This window comes from Streptomyces sp. HP-A2021 (genome assembly GCF_022807935.1).
GTDB lineage: Bacteria > Actinomycetota > Actinomycetes > Streptomycetales > Streptomycetaceae > Streptomyces > Streptomyces afghaniensis.
Genome location: NZ_CP094344.1, coordinates 5285709 through 5304671 on the forward strand (window position 1 = coordinate 5285709; position 18963 = coordinate 5304671).

The 18963-nt window shown below is 68.4% G+C and carries 14 protein-coding genes and 2 rRNA genes; 5 read left to right on the forward strand and 11 right to left on the reverse strand.

What is annotated here, in order from left to right; all coding sequences use genetic code 11:
* Positions 1 to 18: 18 nt before the first annotated feature.
* Together MQE23_RS23850 and rrf are read left to right on the forward strand one after the other, a co-directional pair.
* Positions 19 to 3139 (forward strand): 23S ribosomal RNA (locus MQE23_RS23850).
* 96 nt (positions 3140 to 3235) lie between these two features.
* A 5S ribosomal RNA gene (rrf, locus tag MQE23_RS23855) occupies positions 3236 to 3352 on the forward strand.
* Between the two features lie 72 nt (positions 3353 to 3424).
* Here rrf and MQE23_RS23860 read toward each other — a convergent pair.
* Genes MQE23_RS23860 through MQE23_RS23875 form a run of 4 tightly spaced genes read right to left on the reverse strand, consistent with a single transcriptional unit; the run spans position 3425 to position 7061 of the window.
* Positions 3425 to 4096 carry a response regulator transcription factor gene (locus tag MQE23_RS23860; RefSeq protein ID WP_243380223.1) on the reverse strand — a complete coding sequence of 224 codons (672 nt, stop codon included), beginning with the start codon at positions 4094 to 4096 and terminating at the stop codon, positions 3425 to 3427.
* Positions 4093 to 5337, reverse strand: a complete 1245-nt coding sequence (locus MQE23_RS23865) for a histidine kinase (protein WP_020269944.1) — start codon at positions 5335 to 5337, stop codon at positions 4093 to 4095. The genes MQE23_RS23860 and MQE23_RS23865 overlap by 4 nt, the downstream gene beginning before the upstream one ends.
* Positions 5338 to 5361: 24 nt before the next feature.
* The gene (locus MQE23_RS23870) at positions 5362 to 6144 is read right to left on the reverse strand and encodes an ABC transporter permease (protein ID WP_020269943.1); all 783 of its coding nucleotides are present in this window, start codon (positions 6142 to 6144) and stop codon (positions 5362 to 5364) included.
* On the reverse strand, positions 6141 to 7061 hold the full coding sequence (locus tag MQE23_RS23875; RefSeq protein WP_020269942.1) for an ABC transporter ATP-binding protein: 921 nt from the start codon (positions 7059 to 7061) through the stop codon (positions 6141 to 6143). Before MQE23_RS23875 ends, MQE23_RS23870 begins: the two co-directional genes overlap by 4 nt.
* A 93-nt stretch (positions 7062 to 7154) precedes the next feature.
* Between MQE23_RS23875 and MQE23_RS23880 the strand changes: the two genes are divergently transcribed.
* Positions 7155 to 7724 carry a GNAT family N-acetyltransferase gene (locus MQE23_RS23880; protein ID WP_020269941.1) on the forward strand — a complete coding sequence of 190 codons (570 nt, stop codon included), beginning with the start codon at positions 7155 to 7157 and terminating at the stop codon, positions 7722 to 7724.
* On the opposite strand, the gene MQE23_RS23885 is transcribed toward MQE23_RS23880, so the two are convergent.
* From MQE23_RS23885 to MQE23_RS23915, 7 genes are all read right to left on the reverse strand, one after another.
* On the reverse strand, positions 7713 to 9428 hold the full coding sequence (locus MQE23_RS23885; protein ID WP_243380224.1) for a type IV secretory system conjugative DNA transfer family protein: 1716 nt from the start codon (positions 9426 to 9428) through the stop codon (positions 7713 to 7715). The genes MQE23_RS23880 and MQE23_RS23885 overlap by 12 nt on opposite strands.
* 11 nt (positions 9429 to 9439) lie before the next feature.
* The gene (locus MQE23_RS23890) at positions 9440 to 10852 is read right to left on the reverse strand and encodes an ATP-binding protein (RefSeq protein WP_020269939.1); all 1413 of its coding nucleotides are present in this window, start codon (positions 10850 to 10852) and stop codon (positions 9440 to 9442) included.
* A 6-nt stretch (positions 10853 to 10858) separates the two neighbouring features.
* On the reverse strand, positions 10859 to 12415 hold the full coding sequence (locus MQE23_RS23895) for an SCO6880 family protein (RefSeq protein ID WP_020269938.1): 1557 nt from the start codon (positions 12413 to 12415) through the stop codon (positions 10859 to 10861).
* The gene (locus MQE23_RS23900; RefSeq protein WP_243380226.1) at positions 12412 to 13743 is read right to left on the reverse strand and encodes a hypothetical protein; all 1332 of its coding nucleotides are present in this window, start codon (positions 13741 to 13743) and stop codon (positions 12412 to 12414) included. The genes MQE23_RS23895 and MQE23_RS23900 overlap by 4 nt, the downstream gene beginning before the upstream one ends.
* Positions 13733 to 14557, reverse strand: coding sequence for a hypothetical protein (locus MQE23_RS23905; protein WP_243380228.1), 825 nt, complete (start codon positions 14555 to 14557; stop codon positions 13733 to 13735). The genes MQE23_RS23900 and MQE23_RS23905 overlap by 11 nt, the downstream gene beginning before the upstream one ends.
* Positions 14558 to 14744: 187 nt before the next feature.
* Positions 14745 to 15053: a hypothetical protein gene (locus MQE23_RS23910; RefSeq protein ID WP_003991275.1), complete on the reverse strand. Its 309-nt coding sequence runs from the start codon at positions 15051 to 15053 to the stop codon at positions 14745 to 14747.
* A gap of 434 nt (positions 15054 to 15487) precedes the next feature.
* Positions 15488 to 16777 carry a S53 family peptidase gene (locus tag MQE23_RS23915; RefSeq protein ID WP_020269934.1) on the reverse strand — a complete coding sequence of 430 codons (1290 nt, stop codon included), beginning with the start codon at positions 16775 to 16777 and terminating at the stop codon, positions 15488 to 15490.
* Between the two features lie 289 nt (positions 16778 to 17066).
* On the opposite strand from MQE23_RS23915, the gene MQE23_RS23920 reads away from it, so the two are divergent.
* Together MQE23_RS23920 and MQE23_RS23925 are read left to right on the forward strand one after the other, a co-directional pair.
* Entirely contained in the window at positions 17067 to 17804 is a 738-nt protein-coding gene (locus tag MQE23_RS23920; protein ID WP_243380230.1) for a trypsin-like peptidase domain-containing protein, read from the forward strand.
* 150 nt (positions 17805 to 17954) lie between these two features.
* Positions 17955 to 18962, forward strand: a complete 1008-nt coding sequence (locus tag MQE23_RS23925; protein ID WP_037666934.1) for an NlpC/P60 family protein — start codon at positions 17955 to 17957, stop codon at positions 18960 to 18962.
* Position 18963 lies beyond the last annotated feature (1 nt).

An 18963-nucleotide genomic window follows, 5' to 3' on the forward strand; every position in this document is an offset into this window, starting at 1 on the left:
GTGGACGCGAGCATCTGTGGCCAAGTTTTTAAGGGCGCACGGTGGATGCCTTGGCACCAGGAACCGATGAAGGACGTGGGAGGCCACGATAGTCCCCGGGGAGTCGTCAACCAGGCTTTGATCCGGGGGTTTCCGAATGGGGAAACCCGGCAGTCGTCATGGGCTGTCACCCGCTGCTGAACACATAGGCAGTGTGGAGGGAACGCGGGGAAGTGAAACATCTCAGTACCCGCAGGAAGAGAAAACAACCGTGATTCCGGGAGTAGTGGCGAGCGAAACCGGATGAGGCCAAACCGTATGCGTGTGAGACCCGGCAGGGGTTGCGTATACGGGGTTGTGGGATCTCTCTTTCACGGTCTGCCGGCCGTGAGACGAGTCAGAAACCGTTGATGTAGGCGAAGGACATGCGAAAGGTCCGGCGTAGAGGGTAAGACCCCCGTAGTCGAAACGTCAGCGGCTCGTTTGAGAGACACCCAAGTAGCACGGGGCCCGAGAAATCCCGTGTGAATCTGGCGGGACCACCCGCTAAGCCTAAATATTCCCTGGTGACCGATAGCGGATAGTACCGTGAGGGAATGGTGAAAAGTACCGCGGGAGCGGAGTGAAATAGTACCTGAAACCGTGTGCCTACAAGCCGTGGGAGCGTCGGATGGAAGCTTGCTTCCATCTCGTGACTGCGTGCCTTTTGAAGAATGAGCCTGCGAGTTTGCGGTGTGTTGCGAGGTTAACCCGGGTGGGGAAGCCGTAGCGAAAGCGAGTCCGAATAGGGCGTTTCAGTAGCACGCTCAAGACCCGAAGCGGAGTGATCTAGCCATGGGCAGGTTGAAGCGGAGGTAAGACTTCGTGGAGGACCGAACCCACCAGGGTTGAAAACCTGGGGGATGACCTGTGGTTAGGGGTGAAAGGCCAATCAAACTCCGTGATAGCTGGTTCTCCCCGAAATGCATTTAGGTGCAGCGTCGTGTGTTTCTTGCCGGAGGTAGAGCACTGGATAGGCGATGGGCCCTACCGGGTTACTGACCTTAGCCAAACTCCGAATGCCGGTAAGTGAGAGCGCGGCAGTGAGACTGTGGGGGATAAGCTCCATGGTCGAGAGGGAAACAGCCCAGAGCATCGACTAAGGCCCCTAAGCGTACGCTAAGTGGGAAAGGATGTGGAGTCGCACAGACAACCAGGAGGTTGGCTTAGAAGCAGCCACCCTTGAAAGAGTGCGTAATAGCTCACTGGTCTAGTGATTCCGCGCCGACAATGTAGCGGGGCTCAAGCGTACCGCCGAAGTCGTGTCATTGCGATATATACCCCCAACGGGGATCGTGATGGGTAGGGGAGCGTCGTGTGCCGGGTGAAGCAGCACCGGAAGGTAGTTGTGGACGGTTCACGAGTGAGAATGCAGGCATGAGTAGCGATTCACACGTGAGAAACGTGTGCGCCGATTGACTAAGGGTTCCTGGGTCAAGCTGATCTGCCCAGGGTAAGTCGGGACCTAAGGCGAGGCCGACAGGCGTAGTCGATGGATAACCGGTTGATATTCCGGTACCCGCTGTGAAGCGTCAAACATCGAATCCAGTGATGCTAAGCCCGTGAAGCCGTTCCGGACCCTTCGGGGAAAGGAAAGTGGTGGAGCCGGTGACCCGATCTGGTAGTAGGTGAGTGATGGGGTGACGCAGGAAGGTAGTCCAGCCCGGGCGGTGGTTGTCCCGGGGTAAGGGTGTAGGCCGTGCGGTAGGTAAATCCGTCGCACACAAGGCTGAGACCTGATGCCGAGCCGATTGTGGTGAAGTGGATGATCCTATGCTGTCGAGAAAAGCCTCTAGCGAGTTTCATGGCGGCCCGTACCCTAAACCGACTCAGGTGGTCAGGTAGAGAATACCGAGGCGTTCGGGTGAACTATGGTTAAGGAACTCGGCAAAATGCCCCCGTAACTTCGGGAGAAGGGGGGCCACATCTGGTGATGAGCTTTGCGCTCTGAGCTGGGGGTGGCCGCAGAGACCAGCGAGAAGCGACTGTTTACTAAAAACACAGGTCCGTGCGAAGCCGTAAGGCGATGTATACGGACTGACGCCTGCCCGGTGCTGGAACGTTAAGGGGACCGGTTAGCTCCATTTCGGTGGGGCGAAGCTGAGAACTTAAGCGCCAGTAAACGGCGGTGGTAACTATAACCATCCTAAGGTAGCGAAATTCCTTGTCGGGTAAGTTCCGACCTGCACGAATGGCGTAACGACTTCTCGACTGTCTCAACCATAGGCCCGGTGAAATTGCACTACGAGTAAAGATGCTCGTTTCGCGCAGCAGGACGGAAAGACCCCGGGACCTTTACTACAGTTTGATATTGGTGTTCGGTTCGGCTTGTGTAGGATAGCTGGGAGACTGTGAAGCGCTAACGCCAGTTAGTGTGGAGTCGTCGTTGAAATACCAGTCTGGTCGTGCTGGATGTCTAACCTGGGTCCGTGATCCGGATCAGGGACAGTGTCTGATGGGTAGTTTAACTGGGGCGGTTGCCTCCTAAAGAGTAACGGAGGCGCCCAAAGGTTCCCTCAGCCTGGTTGGCAATCAGGTGTTGAGTGTAAGTGCACAAGGGAGCTTGACTGTGAGACCGACGGGTCGAGCAGGGACGAAAGTCGGGACTAGTGATCCGGCGGTGGCTTGTGGAAGCGCCGTCGCTCAACGGATAAAAGGTACCCCGGGGATAACAGGCTGATCTTCCCCAAGAGTCCATATCGACGGGATGGTTTGGCACCTCGATGTCGGCTCGTCGCATCCTGGGGCTGGAGTCGGTCCCAAGGGTTGGGCTGTTCGCCCATTAAAGCGGTACGCGAGCTGGGTTTAGAACGTCGTGAGACAGTTCGGTCCCTATCCGCTGTGCGCGTAGGAGTCTTGAGAAGGGCTGTCCCTAGTACGAGAGGACCGGGACGGACGAACCTCTGGTGTGCCAGTTGTTCTGCCAAGGGCATGGCTGGTTGGCTACGTTCGGGAGGGATAACCGCTGAAAGCATCTAAGCGGGAAGCCTGCTTCGAGATGAGGACTCCCACCTCCTAGAGAGGGTAAGGCTCCCAGTAGACGACTGGGTTGATAGGCCGGATATGGAAGCACGGTAACGTGTGGAGTTGACCGGTACTAATAGGCCGAGGGCTTGTCCTCAGTTGCTCGCGTCCACTGTGTTGGTTCTGAAACCACGAACAGCCCCATGCCCAGGTCACGGGTGTGGTGCGGCATGGTTCGACAGTTTCATAGTGTTTCGGTGGTTATAGCGTAGGGGAAACGCCCGGTTACATTCCGAACCCGGAAGCTAAGCCTTACAGCGCCGATGGTACTGCAGGGGGGACCCTGTGGGAGAGTAGGACGCCGCCGAACAATTATTGAAAAGGCCCACACCTTATGGTGTGGGCCTTTTTTGCGTTCCACGAGCGTATTTCTCGAGTGGGTTCATGACGGCTGCACCAGTTTGGTGTCGTACGCCAGGATCACCGCCTGAATGCGGTCGCGGGAGCCGGTCTTCGCGAGGATGCGGCCCACGTGCGTTTTCACTGTCGACTCGGCCAGGTGCAGGCGCGTGGCTATCTCCGTGTTCGTCCAGCCCTGGCCGATGACCGTGAGGATTTCGCGTTCCCGGTCGGTGAGGGGGGCGAGGCGTGGGTCTTCCCCAGGCGGCGTTTCCCTGGCCGGGTCGGTCGGCAGGTGATGGACGTAGGCGTCGAGGAGCCTGCGTGTGAGGCTGGGGGCTACGACCGCGTCGCCCGTGGCGACGGCGCGGATTCCGGCCAGGAGTTCCTCGGGCTGGGCGTCCTTGACGAGGAAGCCGGAGGCTCCTGCGCGGAGGCCGGCGTAGGCGTACTCGTCCAGGTCGAAGGTGGTGACGATCAGGATGCGGGTGCGGTCGCCGGCGGCGGTGATGCGGCGGGTCGCCTCGATGCCGTCCAGGCCGGGCATGCGGATGTCCATGAGGACGACGTCGGGGTGCAGCTCTGCCGCGAGGCGGACCGCTTCGCTGCCGTTCGCCGCCTCGCCCACGACCGTCATGTCGTCCTGGCTCTCCAGGAGCATGCGGGAGCCGAAGCGCTGGAGGGGCTGGTCGTCGGCGATCAGGACCGTGGTCACTGCGGGTTTTCCTCCGGGAGGTGTAGGCGGACGCGCCAGCCCTGCTCGGGGTGCGGGCGGGGGCCGGCCTCAAGTGTGCCGCCGTACAGGGCGGTTCGCTCGCGCATTCCGGGCAGACCGCGACCGTCGGGAGGTGGGGCGTCGGCTCGGCCGGCGTTGCCTGTGTCCGTGATCGTCACTGTCACGGCTCCCTTGTCCTCGTAGGACAGTTCTATCTGCGCGGTGGCACCGGGGCCTGCGTGTTTGAGGGTGTTGGTGAGGGCTTCCTGGATGACGCGGTAGACGGTGAGTTGGCGGCCTGGGGGGACGGTGGGGCTGCCGTGGGTGGTGGTGTGGACGGGGAGGCCTGCGGAGCGGACGCCGTCGAGGAGCTGGTCGAGGTCGGTGAGTCCGGGTTGGGGGGTCAGGTCGGCCTGGTTCTGTTCGTCCTCCCGCATGACGTCCAGGAGGCGGCGGAGTTCGGTGAGGGCCTGGCGGCTGGTGGTGGCGATGGCGTCGAGGGCCTGGGCGGCGCGTTCCGGGGACTTGGCGGCGGCGTATCTGCCGCCGTCGGCGAGGCCGGTGATGACGGAGAGGTTGTGGCCGATGATGTCGTGCATCTCGCGGGCGATGCGGGCGCGTTCGGCGGCGGTGGCGAGTTGGGCCTGCTGGTCGCGTTCGGTCTCCAGGCGGCGGGCGCGGTCCTCCAGGGCCTCGGTGTAGTTGCGGCGGGTGCGCACCGTGATGCCGATGAGGGCGGCCACGGTGATGGACATCAGCTGGGAGCCGAGCTGCTGGTCCCAGGTGCCCTCCCCGTGGCGGGCGACCGAGACCAGGACCGGGGCGATCACCAGGGCCGTTGCCCACCACAGGTTGCGCAGGGCCCGGCGCAGGGCGATGTGGTAGACGAGGGCGAGCTGGAGCAGGGCCGCCTGGAGGGCCGCGCCGGTCCACGCGTTGGCGAGGGCGAAGAGGGCCATGGCGGCGAGGGCGGCCCGGGGGTGGGTGCGTCGCCAGAGGAGGGGGGTCGAGAGGCCGAGGCTCAGGGTGAGGAGGAGCCAGCCGGGGACGTCGAGGTTGTGGGCGTTGTGGCGCCAGCCGCCACCGGCGTAGTCGATCAGGGCGGCTGTCACCCAGAAACCGGTGATGTGCAGGTCCCACAGCAGGGGGTGGCGTCGGTCGAAGGCACGCACCCGGCGGGTGAGGCGGTGGGCGTACTCGGTGAGGGGCTCCGGCGCCCGGTCTTCCGTCACGGGGTTCATCGTGGAGGATGCCGATGCCGCTTGTCAGACGTCTCGGCGTCGTAGGACCGCTGCGGCCAGCGTGAGGGTCGCGGTCGTCCAGAGGGTCATGGCGAGGAGGGCGGCGCCCGGGGAGGCCGTGCCGGGCAGGGGCTGAGCCGTGGTGAGGGTTTCCAGGGCCTTGCCGGGGAAGTAGCGGACGGCTTCGTCGACGATGTCGTACGGGAGCATGGCCAGGACCTCCGGGACGATCATGAGGAGGCCGATGAAGACCCCGATGGCCATCGGGACCGAGCGGACCAGGGCGCCGATGCCGAGGGCGAGGACCGCGAGGAGGGTGAGGCCGGCCGCGTTGCCGGCGAGGGCGCGCAGGACGCCGGGGTCGCCGAGGGAGGCCGCCTGGTCGGTGCCGGTGAGGAGGGACTGGGCGAGGGGGAAGGTGACCAGGTTCGTCAGCAGGGTGAGGGGGAAGGCGATCGCGGCCAGGACGGCTGCCTTGGACCACAGGACGGGCAGGCGGCGGGGGACGGCGGTCATCGTGGCGCGGATCTGGCCCGTGGAGTACTCGCCGGCCGTTGCGAGGATGCCCAGCACGCCGAGGTTGATCTGGGCGAACTGGGTGCCGAGCAGGACGAAGACGACCGTGTCCATGCCGCCTTCGCCGGTGCCGTCGTAGGCGGCGGCCAGGCCCGTGCCCATGGCGACGGTGAGGGCGCTGGTCGCGACGAGGGTGATCCAGGTGGAGCGCAGGGTGCGGAGCTTGTGCCACTCGGAGCGCAGGACGCGGGCCGGAGTCACGCGGTAGGGCAGGGTCGCCGTGGTGGTCATGCTGCCGCTCCTTCGAGGGTCGCCGTGTACTCCACCGCGTCGCGGGTGAGGTCCATGAAGGCCTCCTCCAGGGACGCGGTGCCGGGGGTCAGTTCGTAGAGGGGGATGCCGTGAGCGGCTGCCGTGCGGCCGATGTGTTCGGCGTCCGTGCCGTGGACCTGGAGGGTGCCGGGGGTGTCGGTGGTGATGTCGACGCCGGGGGCGGTGAGGAGGCGTACGAGGTCGGAGGCCTGCGGGGTGACGACCTTGACGGTGCCGGCGCCGGAGTCGCGTACGAAGTCGGTGACCGTGGTGTCGGCGAGGAGACGGCCGCGGCCGATGATGACGAGGTGCTCGGCGGTGAGGGCCATCTCGCTCATGAGGTGGGACGAGACGAAGACCGTGCGGCCCTCGCTGGCGAGGGACTTGAGGAGGTTGCGGATCCACAGGACGCCCTCCGGGTCGAGGCCGTTGACCGGCTCGTCGAGGATGAGCACGGCCGGGTCGCCGAGCAGGGCGGCGGCGATGCCGAGGCGTTGGCCCATGCCGAGGGAGAAGCCCTTGACGCGGCGGTGGGCCACGTCGGTCAGGCCGGTGAGGGCGAGGACCTGTTCGACCCGGGTGCGGGGGATGCCGTGCGTGAGGGCGAGGGCGCGCAGGTGGTGGTAGGCCGTGCGGCCGGGGTGGACCGAGCGGGCCTCCAGCAGGGTGCCGACCTCGGTGAGGGGCGCGGGGTGGGCGGCGTAGGAGCGGCCGTCCACGGTGGCGTGGCCGCGGGTGGGGGCGTCGAGGCCGAGGATCATGCGCATGGTCGTGGACTTGCCGGCGCCGTTCGGGCCGAGGAAGCCGGTGACGATGCCGGGGCGGACGGTGAAGGACAGGTCCGTGACGACCGTCCGGTCGCCGTAGCGTTTGGTCAGTTCGTGTGCCGTCAGCATGCTTCGATGCTCGTGCGTGCGGGGGCCGCGGGCGTCGGACCGGCGGGGTAATCGGGGTGAGGGGCGTCGTACCCGGGTACTACCGTTGCCGGCATGAGCTATGTGATCCGGTCCGTCCGTGCTGATGAGTGGCCTGCGGCGAAGGAGCTGCGGCTCGCGGCGCTGCGGGACCCGGTGGCGCACCTGGCCTTCCTGGAGACGTACGAGGAGGCCGTGGCCAGGCCGGACTCCTTCTGGCAGGAGCGGACGGCCGGTGCCGCCGAAGGGGCGGACGCGAGGCAGCAGATCATCGCCGAGGGGCCCGACGGCCAGTGGGTGGGGACACTGACCGTGCTCGTGGAGGAGCCGGGGACGACGGACTGGGCCGGGTTTCCGGTGGAGCGGAAGCAGGGGCATGTCGTCGGCGTGTTCGTACGGCCGGAGGAGCGCGGGAGCGGGCTGACCGAGGTGCTGTTCGACGCGGCCCTGGAGTGGGCGTGGGGGCGGGGGCTGGAGCGGATGCGGCTCATCGTGCACGAGGAGAACGGGCGGGCGCAGCGGTTCTACCGGCGGGTGGGTTTCGAGCCGAGTGGGCTGATCGTGCCGCTCGGGGACTCCGAGGAGCGGGAGCTGGAGTTCGTGCTCGAGCGGAGCTCCGTGGGGGTGCCCTTCTCAGACCGGTAGTTCGTCGTGCGGCCAGCGGGCGCGGCCCTGTTCGCGGGAGCGGAGCAGGGCCAGGGTCGGCATGCCCCGGTCCGCTCCGGTGGCCAGCAGCTCCGGGAGCTGGGGGAGCGGGGCCACGGCGGCGACGTCGTCCAGGACGAGCGTGAATGGTGGGTCGAGGCGACCGGAGGATGACCGTTCGGCCATGTGCCGGCCGCGCTCGACCACGCTGGAGACGAGGGCCGTCAGGAGGGGCATCGCGCCCGGGTTCGTCCTGGGGTCCTCGATGGATTCACCCACCACATAAAGCGTGCCCCCTTCATGGACGAAGGAATCCAGGGCGAGGGCATCATTTCGGTTGGGAGTGCAAGCCTCGCGGATATTGACCGTGGAGAGGGCCGCGAGGGCACGGGTCGTCAGCTGCTGGGCCATGTCCCGGCGTTCGGGGTGGGCGGTGAGGGCGCCTTCGAGTTCGCCCGCGGAGCCCGGGGCGGCCTTGGGGTTGGTACGGAGGATGCGTACGGCGTCCTGGATCTGGGTGCCCTGGGACCAGCGGTGGACGTGGCGGATGGTGCGGCCGTCGATGGCGGCGGCGTGCAGGTAGCTCCGCAGGAGTGTCTCGGCGGTGTCGCTGAGGGCCTGGTCGAGTTTGGCGGTGGGGCGGACCGGGGTGAGGAGGGCGGTTGCTCTTCCGGTGGCTGTGGCCTTGTCCTCGCAGCCGGCTGTGGGGGACCAGTGGAGGCGGGCGGGGGTGGCGCAGCGGTGGGTGGGGTCGTAGAGGTGGGTGGGGCCCAGTTTGGCCCGCGCGTCTTTTGTCTCCTGCCAGAGGGCGGGGTTCGAGGTGACGATGAGGGCCGGGCCCTCCGCGTCGCGTACCGCCTGGGTGGCGGTGATTTGGCGGGTTTCCCTTGGGGCTACGAGGATTCTTTCCCACCCGCTCACCCGTTCCTGGCCGAACAGAGAAGCGGGACTCGTGGGCGCGGCCGCCGGGGCCGGGGCCGGGGCGAGGGGTGCCGTCGGCTCCGGGAGGTGCGTGGGCGTGGGTTCGGGGTCTGCGCGGCGGGGCGTGGGGACGTCGTGCTGCGCCGACGTGGGGGTGGTGTGCTGCGTCGATGCGGGGGTGGTGGTGTGCTGTGCCGGTGCCGGCACGTCGTGCGGTGTGGGCGCTGGGGTCGCGTGCTGCGCCGGTGCGGGGGCGTCGTGGTGCGTGGGTGTCGGCGCCATGTGCTGCGCCGATGCTGGGGCGTCGTACTGCACCGGGGCCGGTGCGCTGCGCTGCTGTGCCGTCGGCATCTCGTGCTGCGTCGGCCCGTACGCGACCCCCGCAGGATCCGGCGGTGCCGTCCGCTCCGCCCGGCGCCTCGCCCGGACCGCCCGCCACCTGGCCAGCGTGCCCATCACGAACACCGTCAGGACGATCAGGATCATCAGCTGGCCGATGAACAGGCCCCAGAACAGGCCGTAGCCCGAGAGTTCGCCGGGGGGTGTGTCGGGCCAGGCGCCGGGGATGTCGTGGGGCTGGGCGATGAGGCCGCGCATGGCCAGGGGCGTGCGGGTGAACGTGACGCCGGACGGCCAGGAGCCGTGGGCGAACAGGGCGGCGAGGCCGGTGGCCGTCCACACCAGCAGGGTCATGCCGAGGAGGAACGCGAGTATGCCGACCAGCAGGCCGTCGGGGATGCCTCCCTGGCTGTCGTGCCGGCTGCGGCGGTCGTCCGGTCTCACGCGTCCTCCCCCTACGCCACCGTCGATTCGGAGTCGCCCAGGTGGTGCTCCACGAAGGCCGCCGCCCGTTCCTCCGCCTCGAGTTCGGCGGCGCGCAGGGCGTCGTGGTCCGTGAGGTCCGCGGAGGACTCGGTCATCGCGCGGTCGGTGAAGACCAATGGGCGTTCGGTCTCCGTGACCAGATGTTTGACGACCTGGACATTGCCGTTGACGTCCCAGACGGCGATGCCGGGCGTGAGCGTCGGGATGATCTCGACCGCCCAGCGGGGCAGGCCGAGGACCCGGCCCGTGGCCCTCGCCTCGTCGGCCTTCTGGGCGTAGATCGTCCTTGTCGACGCCATCTTCAGGATGGCCGCCGCCTCCTTCGCCGCCGCGCCGTCCACCACGTCGGACAGGTGGTGGACGACCGCCACGAACGACAGGCCCAGTCGCCGGCCGAACTTCAGCAGGCGCTGGAACAGCTGGGCGACGAAGGGGCTGTTGATGATGTGCCAGGCCTCCTCGACCAGGAAGATGCGCTTCTTCCGGTCGGGGCGGATCCAGGTGTGCTCCAGCCACACGCCGACGATCGCCATGAGGATGGGCATGGCGATGGAGTTGCGGTCGATGTGGGACAGGTCGAAGACGATGAGCGGCGCGTCCAGGTCGATGCCGACCGTGGTCGGGCCGTCGAACATGCCGCGCAGGTCACCGTCGACGAGGCGGTCCAGGACCAGGGCGACGTCGAGGCCCCAGGCCCGTACGTCGTCTATGGCGACGTTCATCGCCTCGGCCGACTCGGGCTCGGGGTGGCGCAGCTGCTCGACGATGTCGGTGAGGACGGGCTGGCGGTCGACGATGGTCTCGTTGACGTAGGCGTGCGCGACCTTGAGGGCGAAGCCGGAGCGCTCGTCCAGGCCGTGGCCCATCGCGACCTCGATGATCGTGCGGAGCAGCGCGAGCTGGCCCGTGGTCGTGATCGCGGGGTCGAGCGGGTTGAGGCGGATCCCCATGTCCAGGGCGGCCATCGGGTCCAGGCGGATGGGAGTTATCCCCAGCTCCTGGGCGATGAGATTCCACTCGCCCACCCCGTCCTCGCCCTGGGCGTCCAGGACGACGACCTGGCGGTCGCGGAAGCGGAGCTGGCGCAGGACGTACGTCTTCTCCAGCGCCGACTTGCCGTTGCCGGACTCGCCGAGGACCAGCCAGTGGGGGGCGGGGAGCTGCTGGCCGTAGAGCTGGAAGGGGTCGTAGATGTAGCCCTTTCCGGAGTACACCTCGCGGCCGATGATGACGCCGGAGTCGCCGAGGCCGGGGGCGGCGGTCGGGAGGTAGACCGCCTGGGCCTGGCCCGTGGACGTGCGCACCGGGAGCCGGGTCGTCTCGACCTTTCCGAAGAGGAAGGACGTGAAGGCGTCGGTGAGGACGGACAGCGGGTCCCGCATCAGGTCCTACCTCCGAATGCCGGTGGCGAAGGGAAGGGTGTTCACGAAGGCGCGGTGGTGCTCGCGGTCGCACCATTCCAGCTTCAGGTACGACTTTCCGGCCGAGGCCCTTATCGTCCGCTTGTCGCGGGCGAGGGCGTCGGGGGAACGCGAGGAGACGGTGATGTAGCCGACGAGGTTCACCCCGGCGGCGCCGCTGGCGAGGTCTTCGCCGCGCTGGTCGAGCCGGGAGTTCGCGGCCACGTCGCGCGGGTCGATGGTGCGGTTCATCTTGGCGGCGCGGGACGCCTCGGCCTCGTCGTTGGTCTTCTCCGTCAGCATGCGCTCGATGGCGACCTCGGTGGGTTCGAGGTCCATGGTGACGGCGACCGTGCGGATGACGTCCGGGGTGTGGACGAGCAGCGGGGCGAGGAAGTTGACGCCGACGGGGGTCATCGGCCACTCCTTCACCCAGGCCGTGGCGTGGCACCAGGGGGCGCGGGTGGAGGACTCGCGGGTCTTGGCCTGGAGGTAGGTGGGCTCCATGGCGTCCAGCTCGGCCGGCCAGGCATTGCGTTTCGTCATCGCCTGGATGTGGTCGATCGGGTGGTCCGGGTCGTACATGGAGTGGATCAGCGAGGACAGTCTGCTCTGGCCGAGCGGCTGCCGTACGCGGATGTCGGCCTCCTGGAGGCGCGAGCAGATGTCGGTGAGCTCGCGGGCCATGACGACGGCGAGTCCGGCGTCCCGGTCGACCTTGCCGCCGTGGGCGCGGGCGGCGCGGGCCATGGCGTTGGCCTCGGCGGCGAGGTCGCGGGTGTAGTGCATGCAGGCGACGAGGTAGGCGCGGTGCTGCTCGCTGCTGGTGGACACCATCGACTGGAGCTGGTCGTACGACTGCTGGAGCCACGGCGGTGCCTTGTCGTCGCCGCGGACGGCGACGTCCTTGGCGTGGGCGTCCGGGTCGGCGGGGAGGGTGCGGGCGAGCATCTGGAGGCGGGTGACGAAGCCGTCGCCGTTGGCCACGTGCTTGAGCAGCGTGCCGAAGCGGTCGACGAGGGCTTCCTGGTCCTCGGAGTCGCGCAGGCCGACGCCGGGGCCCTCGATCTCGATGGCGGCGGTGACGGTCTTGCGGTCGGCGTGCAGCAGGACGGCGATCTCGTCGGGGCCGAAGGGGGCGGCCAGCCAGGTGATGCGGCCGATGCCCGGAGGCGGCCCGATCTCGACCTCGCGGCCGTCGAGCCGGGTGCCGGCCTCGATGACGGCGGAGCGGTAGGCGGTGCCCTGCTTCAGGGTCCGCTTGTAGCTGCGGTTGATCTCGAACCACTTGTAGAACGTGCGGTGCTTGTACGGCACGTACACGGCGGCCAGCGCCAGCATCGGGAATCCGGCGAGCAGCACGATGCGCAGGGACAGCACGGGGACGAGGAGCCCGCACATCATGCCGAGGAACGCGCCCACGACGATCAGGGCGATCTCGCCGGTCTCGCGGTTGCGGCCGATGATCGCGTTCGGCCGGGCGCGGCCGATCAGATATGTACGGCGGGGCGTGACCGGATGGGACACGTGGGACTCGGTCGTCAACGCCCTTCACCTCCCGTGCGATTGGTACTGCTGTTGCGGGTGTTGCTGGCGTGGGGAGTGTTGACGGGGCTGCTCGAACGGGGTGCGGGTGCGGCGGAGGGGACAGATCCGCCGCCGCCGTTCGAGGGGCGCGAGCTGTGCGCGGCGACTCCGCCGGAGGCGGGGTTGCTGGGGCGGGGGGCGGAGGACTGGCTGCCTCCGCCGTTGTTGTCGGCGCGGGTGCTGTGGGTCTTGATGCCCTGCGCGACCAAGGTCGCGGGGGAGCTGATGACCGCGGCGGCCTTGCTCTCCGCGCCCTGCATGAGGCGGTTGTTGCGGGAGCCGGCGATCTCGTCGCCGAAGCCGGGGACGAAGCGGTAGATCATCGCACTGGCGAAGATGGCGAGCAGGATGATGGCGAGGCCGGAGACGACGGCGGAGAAGGCGTCGGGGCCGTCGTCGGCGGAGAGCGCGCCGGCGAGGCCGAGGACGATCACGATCACCGGTTTGACCAGGATCACGGCGATCATGATGCCGGCCCAGCGGCGGACGTGGCCCCAGAGGTTCTTGTCGACGAGGCCGGCGTAGACGACGGTGCCGAGGAGGGCGCCGACGTAGAGCAGGGCGGCGCGGATGACGAGCTCCAGCCAGAGGACGCCGGCGGCGAGGATGCTGACCAGGGAGACGACGATCAGCATGATCGGGCCGCCGCCGATGTCCTCGCCCTTGTTGAGGGCCTCGGAGAACGTGCCGAAGAAGGCGTCGGTCTGGTCGCCGGTGGCCTTTGCGAGGACCTCGGTGATGCCGTCCGTCGCGGAGACGACGGTGTAGAGGATCAGGGGGGTGAAGGCGGAGGCGAGCACGGTCAGCCAGAGGAACCCGATGGCCTCGGACAGGGCGGTGGTCAGGGGCACGCCGCGGACGGCTCGCTTGGCGACGGCCAGGAGCCAGAGGAGGAGCGTGAGGATGGTCGACGCGGCGAAGACGACGGCGTACTGCTGGAGGAACTTGGGGTTCGTGAAGTCGACGTTCGCCGTCTCCTTCACGGCGTCGCTGAGCTTGTCGACGGTCCAGGAGGCGGCGTCGGCACAGCCCTTGGCGAGGGAGGAGAGGGGGTCGAGGGTGGAGGTGGGGTCCAGGCGGGAGGTGCCGCCGCCTCCGCCGGAGCCGCCGCCTTCCTCGCAGTATTTCCTGGCCGGCGGGGCGATCAACGAACAATCGCTGCTCTCGCTCGGGGTCGGCGAGGGCGTGGGTGCTGCCAGGGCTCGTGTGGCGAACAGAACGGCTGACGCCTGTGCGGCGGCCACGAAGCCAACGAGCTTGAGCACGCGGTGCGAGCTACCGGGCATACGTGAACCCTCCGTACTCCTCGACGGCCTTCGCCATCTCGTCGGCGCTGGAGGCCCTGTCATCGCCAGGAACGGGCGTCGGGCCGTCCTTCTGAGAGTGCGTCACGATTTTCCAGTCGCTCTTGGCCCACTCCAGTTGCATCGTGATGGTGAACCAACTGTTCGTGACTGGAGTCGTGGAGTTCTCGCCCGCAAGGCCAAGGAGACCGCTGCACCAGACCTCGACGGTCGCGTTGCTGGCGGAGTACTCGGTGACCTTGGTGCCGATCGGGCTCGTCCGGGACACGAACGTGAAGCCGTTCGGCGCTGACCCGTCCTCGTTCAGGCCGATGTTCTTGTTGAACTCCGGTGTGTAGGCCTTGTCCAGTCTCGCTTCGAAGCCGGCTACCCGGGAGGGACTGATGATGGCCCGCAGGACGGCGTCACGCTTGGCCTTGTCGAACATGTCGGCCGAGCCCAGCACGACGGCGTAGTTGGCTGCCGCACTCTCCACCCCCTGCTGGTCATGTGCGAACCCTGATGGAGCGCCTCCGGCCGTCGCCTGCACCGGCCGTTCTCCCGAAGGTGCTGTCGCCGCCGCCTCCGGCTTGTCGGCGCTGCCGCCCGCGGATGAGGGGCCGTCGTCGCCCCGGTTCGCGAAGGCGATGGCTGCGATGAGGAGGACTACCACGCCGACCACCGTGACCAGGCTGCGCGACGAGCGGGTGCGGCGGGGGGTGCCGTAGGGGTCGGCTCCGGTGTCGGGCAGGCGGGTGCGGGTCTGGCCCGTGCCGCCGTAGCCGCCGGAGGCCTCGTGCTCGTCACCGAGACTCATGCCGCGTACGCCCCCTCGACGTCGTACTGCTCGTGCTCCTCGTACGACGGTAGCCGTGCTGGTTCCCGCGCGGGCGCGGTGTGGTGACTCGACATCAGGGAAACGCAACCTTCGCCGGTGGGCACGACGGGCGGGTGGGATGGAGGGGGGGAGCCGGGCGTGCCCGGCCGGGGCGGGTGGGCCCGGCCTACACGGCCATGCCGTACACGATGGTGAAGAGCGTGCCGAGTGAGCCGATGATGAAGACTCCCGTGAGGCCCGCGATGATGAGGCCCTTGCCCTGCTCCGCGCTGAAGGTGTCCCGCAGGGCGGTGGCACCGATGCGCTGCTTGGCGGCGCCCCAGATGGCGATGCCGAGGCAGAGCAGGATGGCCACCGCCATCACGACCTCGATCATCACCTTGGCCTCGTTGCCCAGGCTGCCGAAGGGGCCCCAGTCCGGAGCGATCCCGCCGATGATCGTGTTGATGTCTCCCTTGTCGGCCGCAAAGAGCATGTAAGTCACCGCCCCTGTTGGGTAGTTCTGCATCCTCTGCGGTCGTGCAGAGGTCAGGCCTCATTCTCGCCGACAATGACGCTGTCGGATGTCGACTTGGCGTCATTGATTGGCGGGTTTCGTACGAATACCTTGCCACCGTTCCGGGCCGGGCCCTAAGGGAGGCGACGGACGGTGTGCGAAGTATCGTATGGTCACTCTGTGTATCACGGCAGGTCACGCCGGGCAATGAGGCCTGAGCGGAACCTGTTGTGCGGTTCCGTCGTTGTGCCCTTTTACGGCCTGTGTCACCTTTCCGGGCCGTTTCTGACGGCCGGTCGGGTGAGGGGTCGTCCCGGTGTTCTCCGGGTGAAGGCTACCTGGCGCGGCGAACGGGCCGCGGCTGGGTTGCCGCGGCCCGTGCGACCGGTGACGTTCCGTCACGAGGGGCAGGGTCAGCCGGTGAAGGCGCCGACTCCGTTCGGGGTGCCCCAGCCGGTCGGGCCGTCATAGCCCGTTCGGGCGGTGCAGAAGTAGCTGGTGGCGCACGTGCCGTTGGTGCCGCTGGTGACGTCGTTCAGGGCGGCGGTGTTCGCGTAGGGGAACTTCGCCGGGTAGGAGCCGCCGGACGGAGTGCCCGCCAGGGCGTAGACGCTCGCGATGATCGGGGCGGAGGCGCTGGTGCCGCCGTAGGTGGCCCAGCCCTGGCCGTCGGCGCCGTAGGTGTCGTAGACGGAGACGCCGGTCGCGGGGTCGGCGACGGCGGAGACGTCGGCGATCATGCGCTTGGCGCAGCCGGTGTCGGTCTGCCAGGCGGGCTTGGCGTCGTAGGCGGAGCAGCCGGAGCCGGTGCCTTCGGTGCTGCTGGTCCGCCAGACGCTCTCGGTCCAGCCGCGGGTGGTGGAGGAGGTGGTGAGCCTGGTGCCGCCGACGGCCGTGACGTACTTGGAGGCCGCGGGGTACTCGGCGCCGTATCCCGCGTCGCCCGCGCTGACGGTGATGGCGACGCCCGGGTGGTTGAAGTACGCGGAGTCGTACGTGGCGTCGGAGGAGGACTCGCCGCCGCCGTAGCTGTTGGAGACGTACGTGGCGCCCAGGCCGACGGCCTCGTTGACGGCGGTGCCCAGGTTGGCCATGGAGGCGGACTTGGCCTCGACGAGGAGGATGTGGCAGTTCGGGCAGATCGCGCTGGCCATGTCGAGGTCGAGGGAGATCTCGCCGGACCAGCCGCTGTCGGCGGTGGGGAGGGCGGTGGTGGAGCCGGTCTGGCTCACCTTCTTGAAGCAGCCGCCGGCGGTGGTGCAGGCGGGCAGGCCGTAGTGCGAGCGGTAGGCGGCGAGGTCGGACTCGGCGTCGGGATCGTCGTAGGCGTCGACGATGGCGACGGTCCGGCCGGTGCCGTTGGTCGCGGCGGCGGAGGTCAGGCCGTAGGCGTCCTGGAGGTCGGAGGGGCCGTAGCCGGAGGGGGAGGTGGCCTCGGCGGCCGTGGGTGAGATGCCGTGCTGCTGCTGGAAGGCGGTGCGGCCGCCCGTGACGCGCAGGGCGTTGCAGGCCATCTCGTCCTTGTGGCGGGGGAGGGCGCAGGAGCGGGTCCAGGTGACCCGGGAGGTGCTCGCCGGGGCCGTGTCGGCGTGGGCGGCGGTGGTGAGGCCGGTGAGGAGGAGCGCGGCGGTGGCGGTGACGACGGCGGCTGTGCGGCGCCATCTGCGGCGGCCGGCGGGAGAGTTGTGGGGTGTCGTGCGCAAGGTACAGCCTCCTGGCAGTGGTGGACAGAGGCCTGCGGGTGGGGATCCGCCGGTACGGTTCCCGGCGGGGGCGGCGACCCGCGACGACGATCGCTTGTTGAGTACGTGACAACAAGACGGGTTTCGGAATCCTGACTTCCGCCTTACTGAAGCGGGTGCCGGGCTTACCGGTCGGTGACGGGCCGATGGCCGGGAGATGGGCGCGGCTTGACCCAAGGGGCCCGACTTCAGCGGGGCTTGGGACCGGCGGCACACGTTTTTCTCACCTTCGCCCGACACAGTGGTCCCGATGAAGCGCGTCCTCTCCCTTGCCGTGGTCCTTGCCGCCCTCACCTCCGCGTCCACCGCGGTGGCCGACGACGGGGCCGGGCCCTTCGGGGTGACCGTCACCGCGGGGGCGGTCGCGGGGAGCGCGCGGGTCGGGGTGCTCGTCCCCGCAGACCGGGCGGCACGCCCGGCGGGTGCGCACTTCTGCACCGCGTCCGTGGTGCGGGCGCCGTACCGGAATCTCGTCGTCACCGCGGCGCACTGCCTGGACGGGCGCGGGGAGCTCGTGTTCGTGCCCGGGTACCGCAACGGCCGTGCGCCGTACGGGGTGTGGAAGGTGAAGCGGCGGTTCCTGCCCCGTGGGTGGGTCGAGGGGCGGCGGGAGGACAGTGACGTGGCGTTCGCCGTGGTCGCGCCGCGGGGCGGGAAGGGAGTCGAGGACGCCGTCGGCGGTTACCGGTTCACCACCGGTACGGCGACGGGAGCGACGGCCGTGACCCTCACCGGGTACCCCGACTCCCGCGAGACGCCCGTCAGCTGCACCAACAAGCCGACCGCGCACAGTCCCGGCCAGCAGCGCATCGACTGCCCGGGATTCGCCGGCGGCACCAGCGGAAGCCCCTGGGTGAACGGGGACGGGCAGGTCGTGGGGGTCCTCGGCGGCCATGACGACGGCGGGACGACCCCCGACGTGTCCTACAGCGTGGTGCTCCGCGGGGAGGCGGAGCGGCTGTACCGGGAGGCGGCGGGCGACCCGTGACGGGGCCGTGCGCCGGTTGCCCCCGGCGTGCCGCCCCCTGCTGTCGGCTGTTCCCCTTTCCGCCCCGACTCTCCTCCCCGTGATCATTCCTGCCTACGGCGGCCGCCTCTACACTGACCAGGCGACGGACTCCTGGCCGGCGAGGGGCGGTTGACGGTGCGTAAGGCATGGATCGTGGCGAGTGTTGCGATCAGCTCCGCCCTGGCCTTCGTGATGCTGCTCGTCGTCGGGGTCTACATCGTCGCCGGAAACCTGGTCAACGGGGTCGGCGGTGGGGCGAAGGCGCTGGCCAAGGGGTCGGTGCCCGCCGCGTACTCGGCCCTGGTGCAGAAGTGGGGCAACCTCTGCCCCGCCATCAGCCCGGCCCTGCTCGCCGCCCAGCTCTACCAGGAGAGCGGGTTCAACCCGAAGGCCCAGAGTCACGCCGCCGCGCAGGGGATAGCGCAGTTCATCCCCGGCACCTGGGCCTCGCACGGCATCGACGGCGACGGCGACGGCGACCGTGACGTGTGGGACCCGAAGGACGCGATTCCCTCTGCCGCCTCGTACGACTGCGAACTCGCGTCGTACGTGAAGAAGGTGGGCGGGAATCTGACCGAAAACATGCTGGCCGCGTACAACGCGGGGGCATACGCGGTGATCAAGTACGGGGGCGTGCCGCCGTACACCGAGACCCGGAACTACGTGAAGCGGATCACGACGCTCTCGGAGAGCTTCGCGGCGCCCGTCGGGCGGGTCGATCCCTCCGAGCAGGCCGCGGGCGCCATCGAGTACGCGCAGAAGAAGCTCGGCACGCCCTACCTGTGGGGCGGCACGGGCACCGCTGAGCAGGGCGGACGCTTCGACTGCTCGGGACTGACCCAGGCCGCCTACGAGACCGTCGGCATCAAGCTGCCGCGCGTCGCCAACGACCAGTACAACGCCGGGCCGCACCCCGCGCGGGACGAACTGCTCCCCGGCGACCTCGTGTTCTTCTCGGACGACCTCACCAATTCGCGTGCCATCCGGCATGTCGGCATTTATGTCGGAGGTGGGTACATGATCGACGCGCCGCGAACGGGTGCGGTGATCCGGTTCGACCCGATCGACACCCCCGACTACTTCGGGGCCACCCGGGTCACCGAAGATGGCGCGAAAGCACTGCCCACGACGGTGTGAG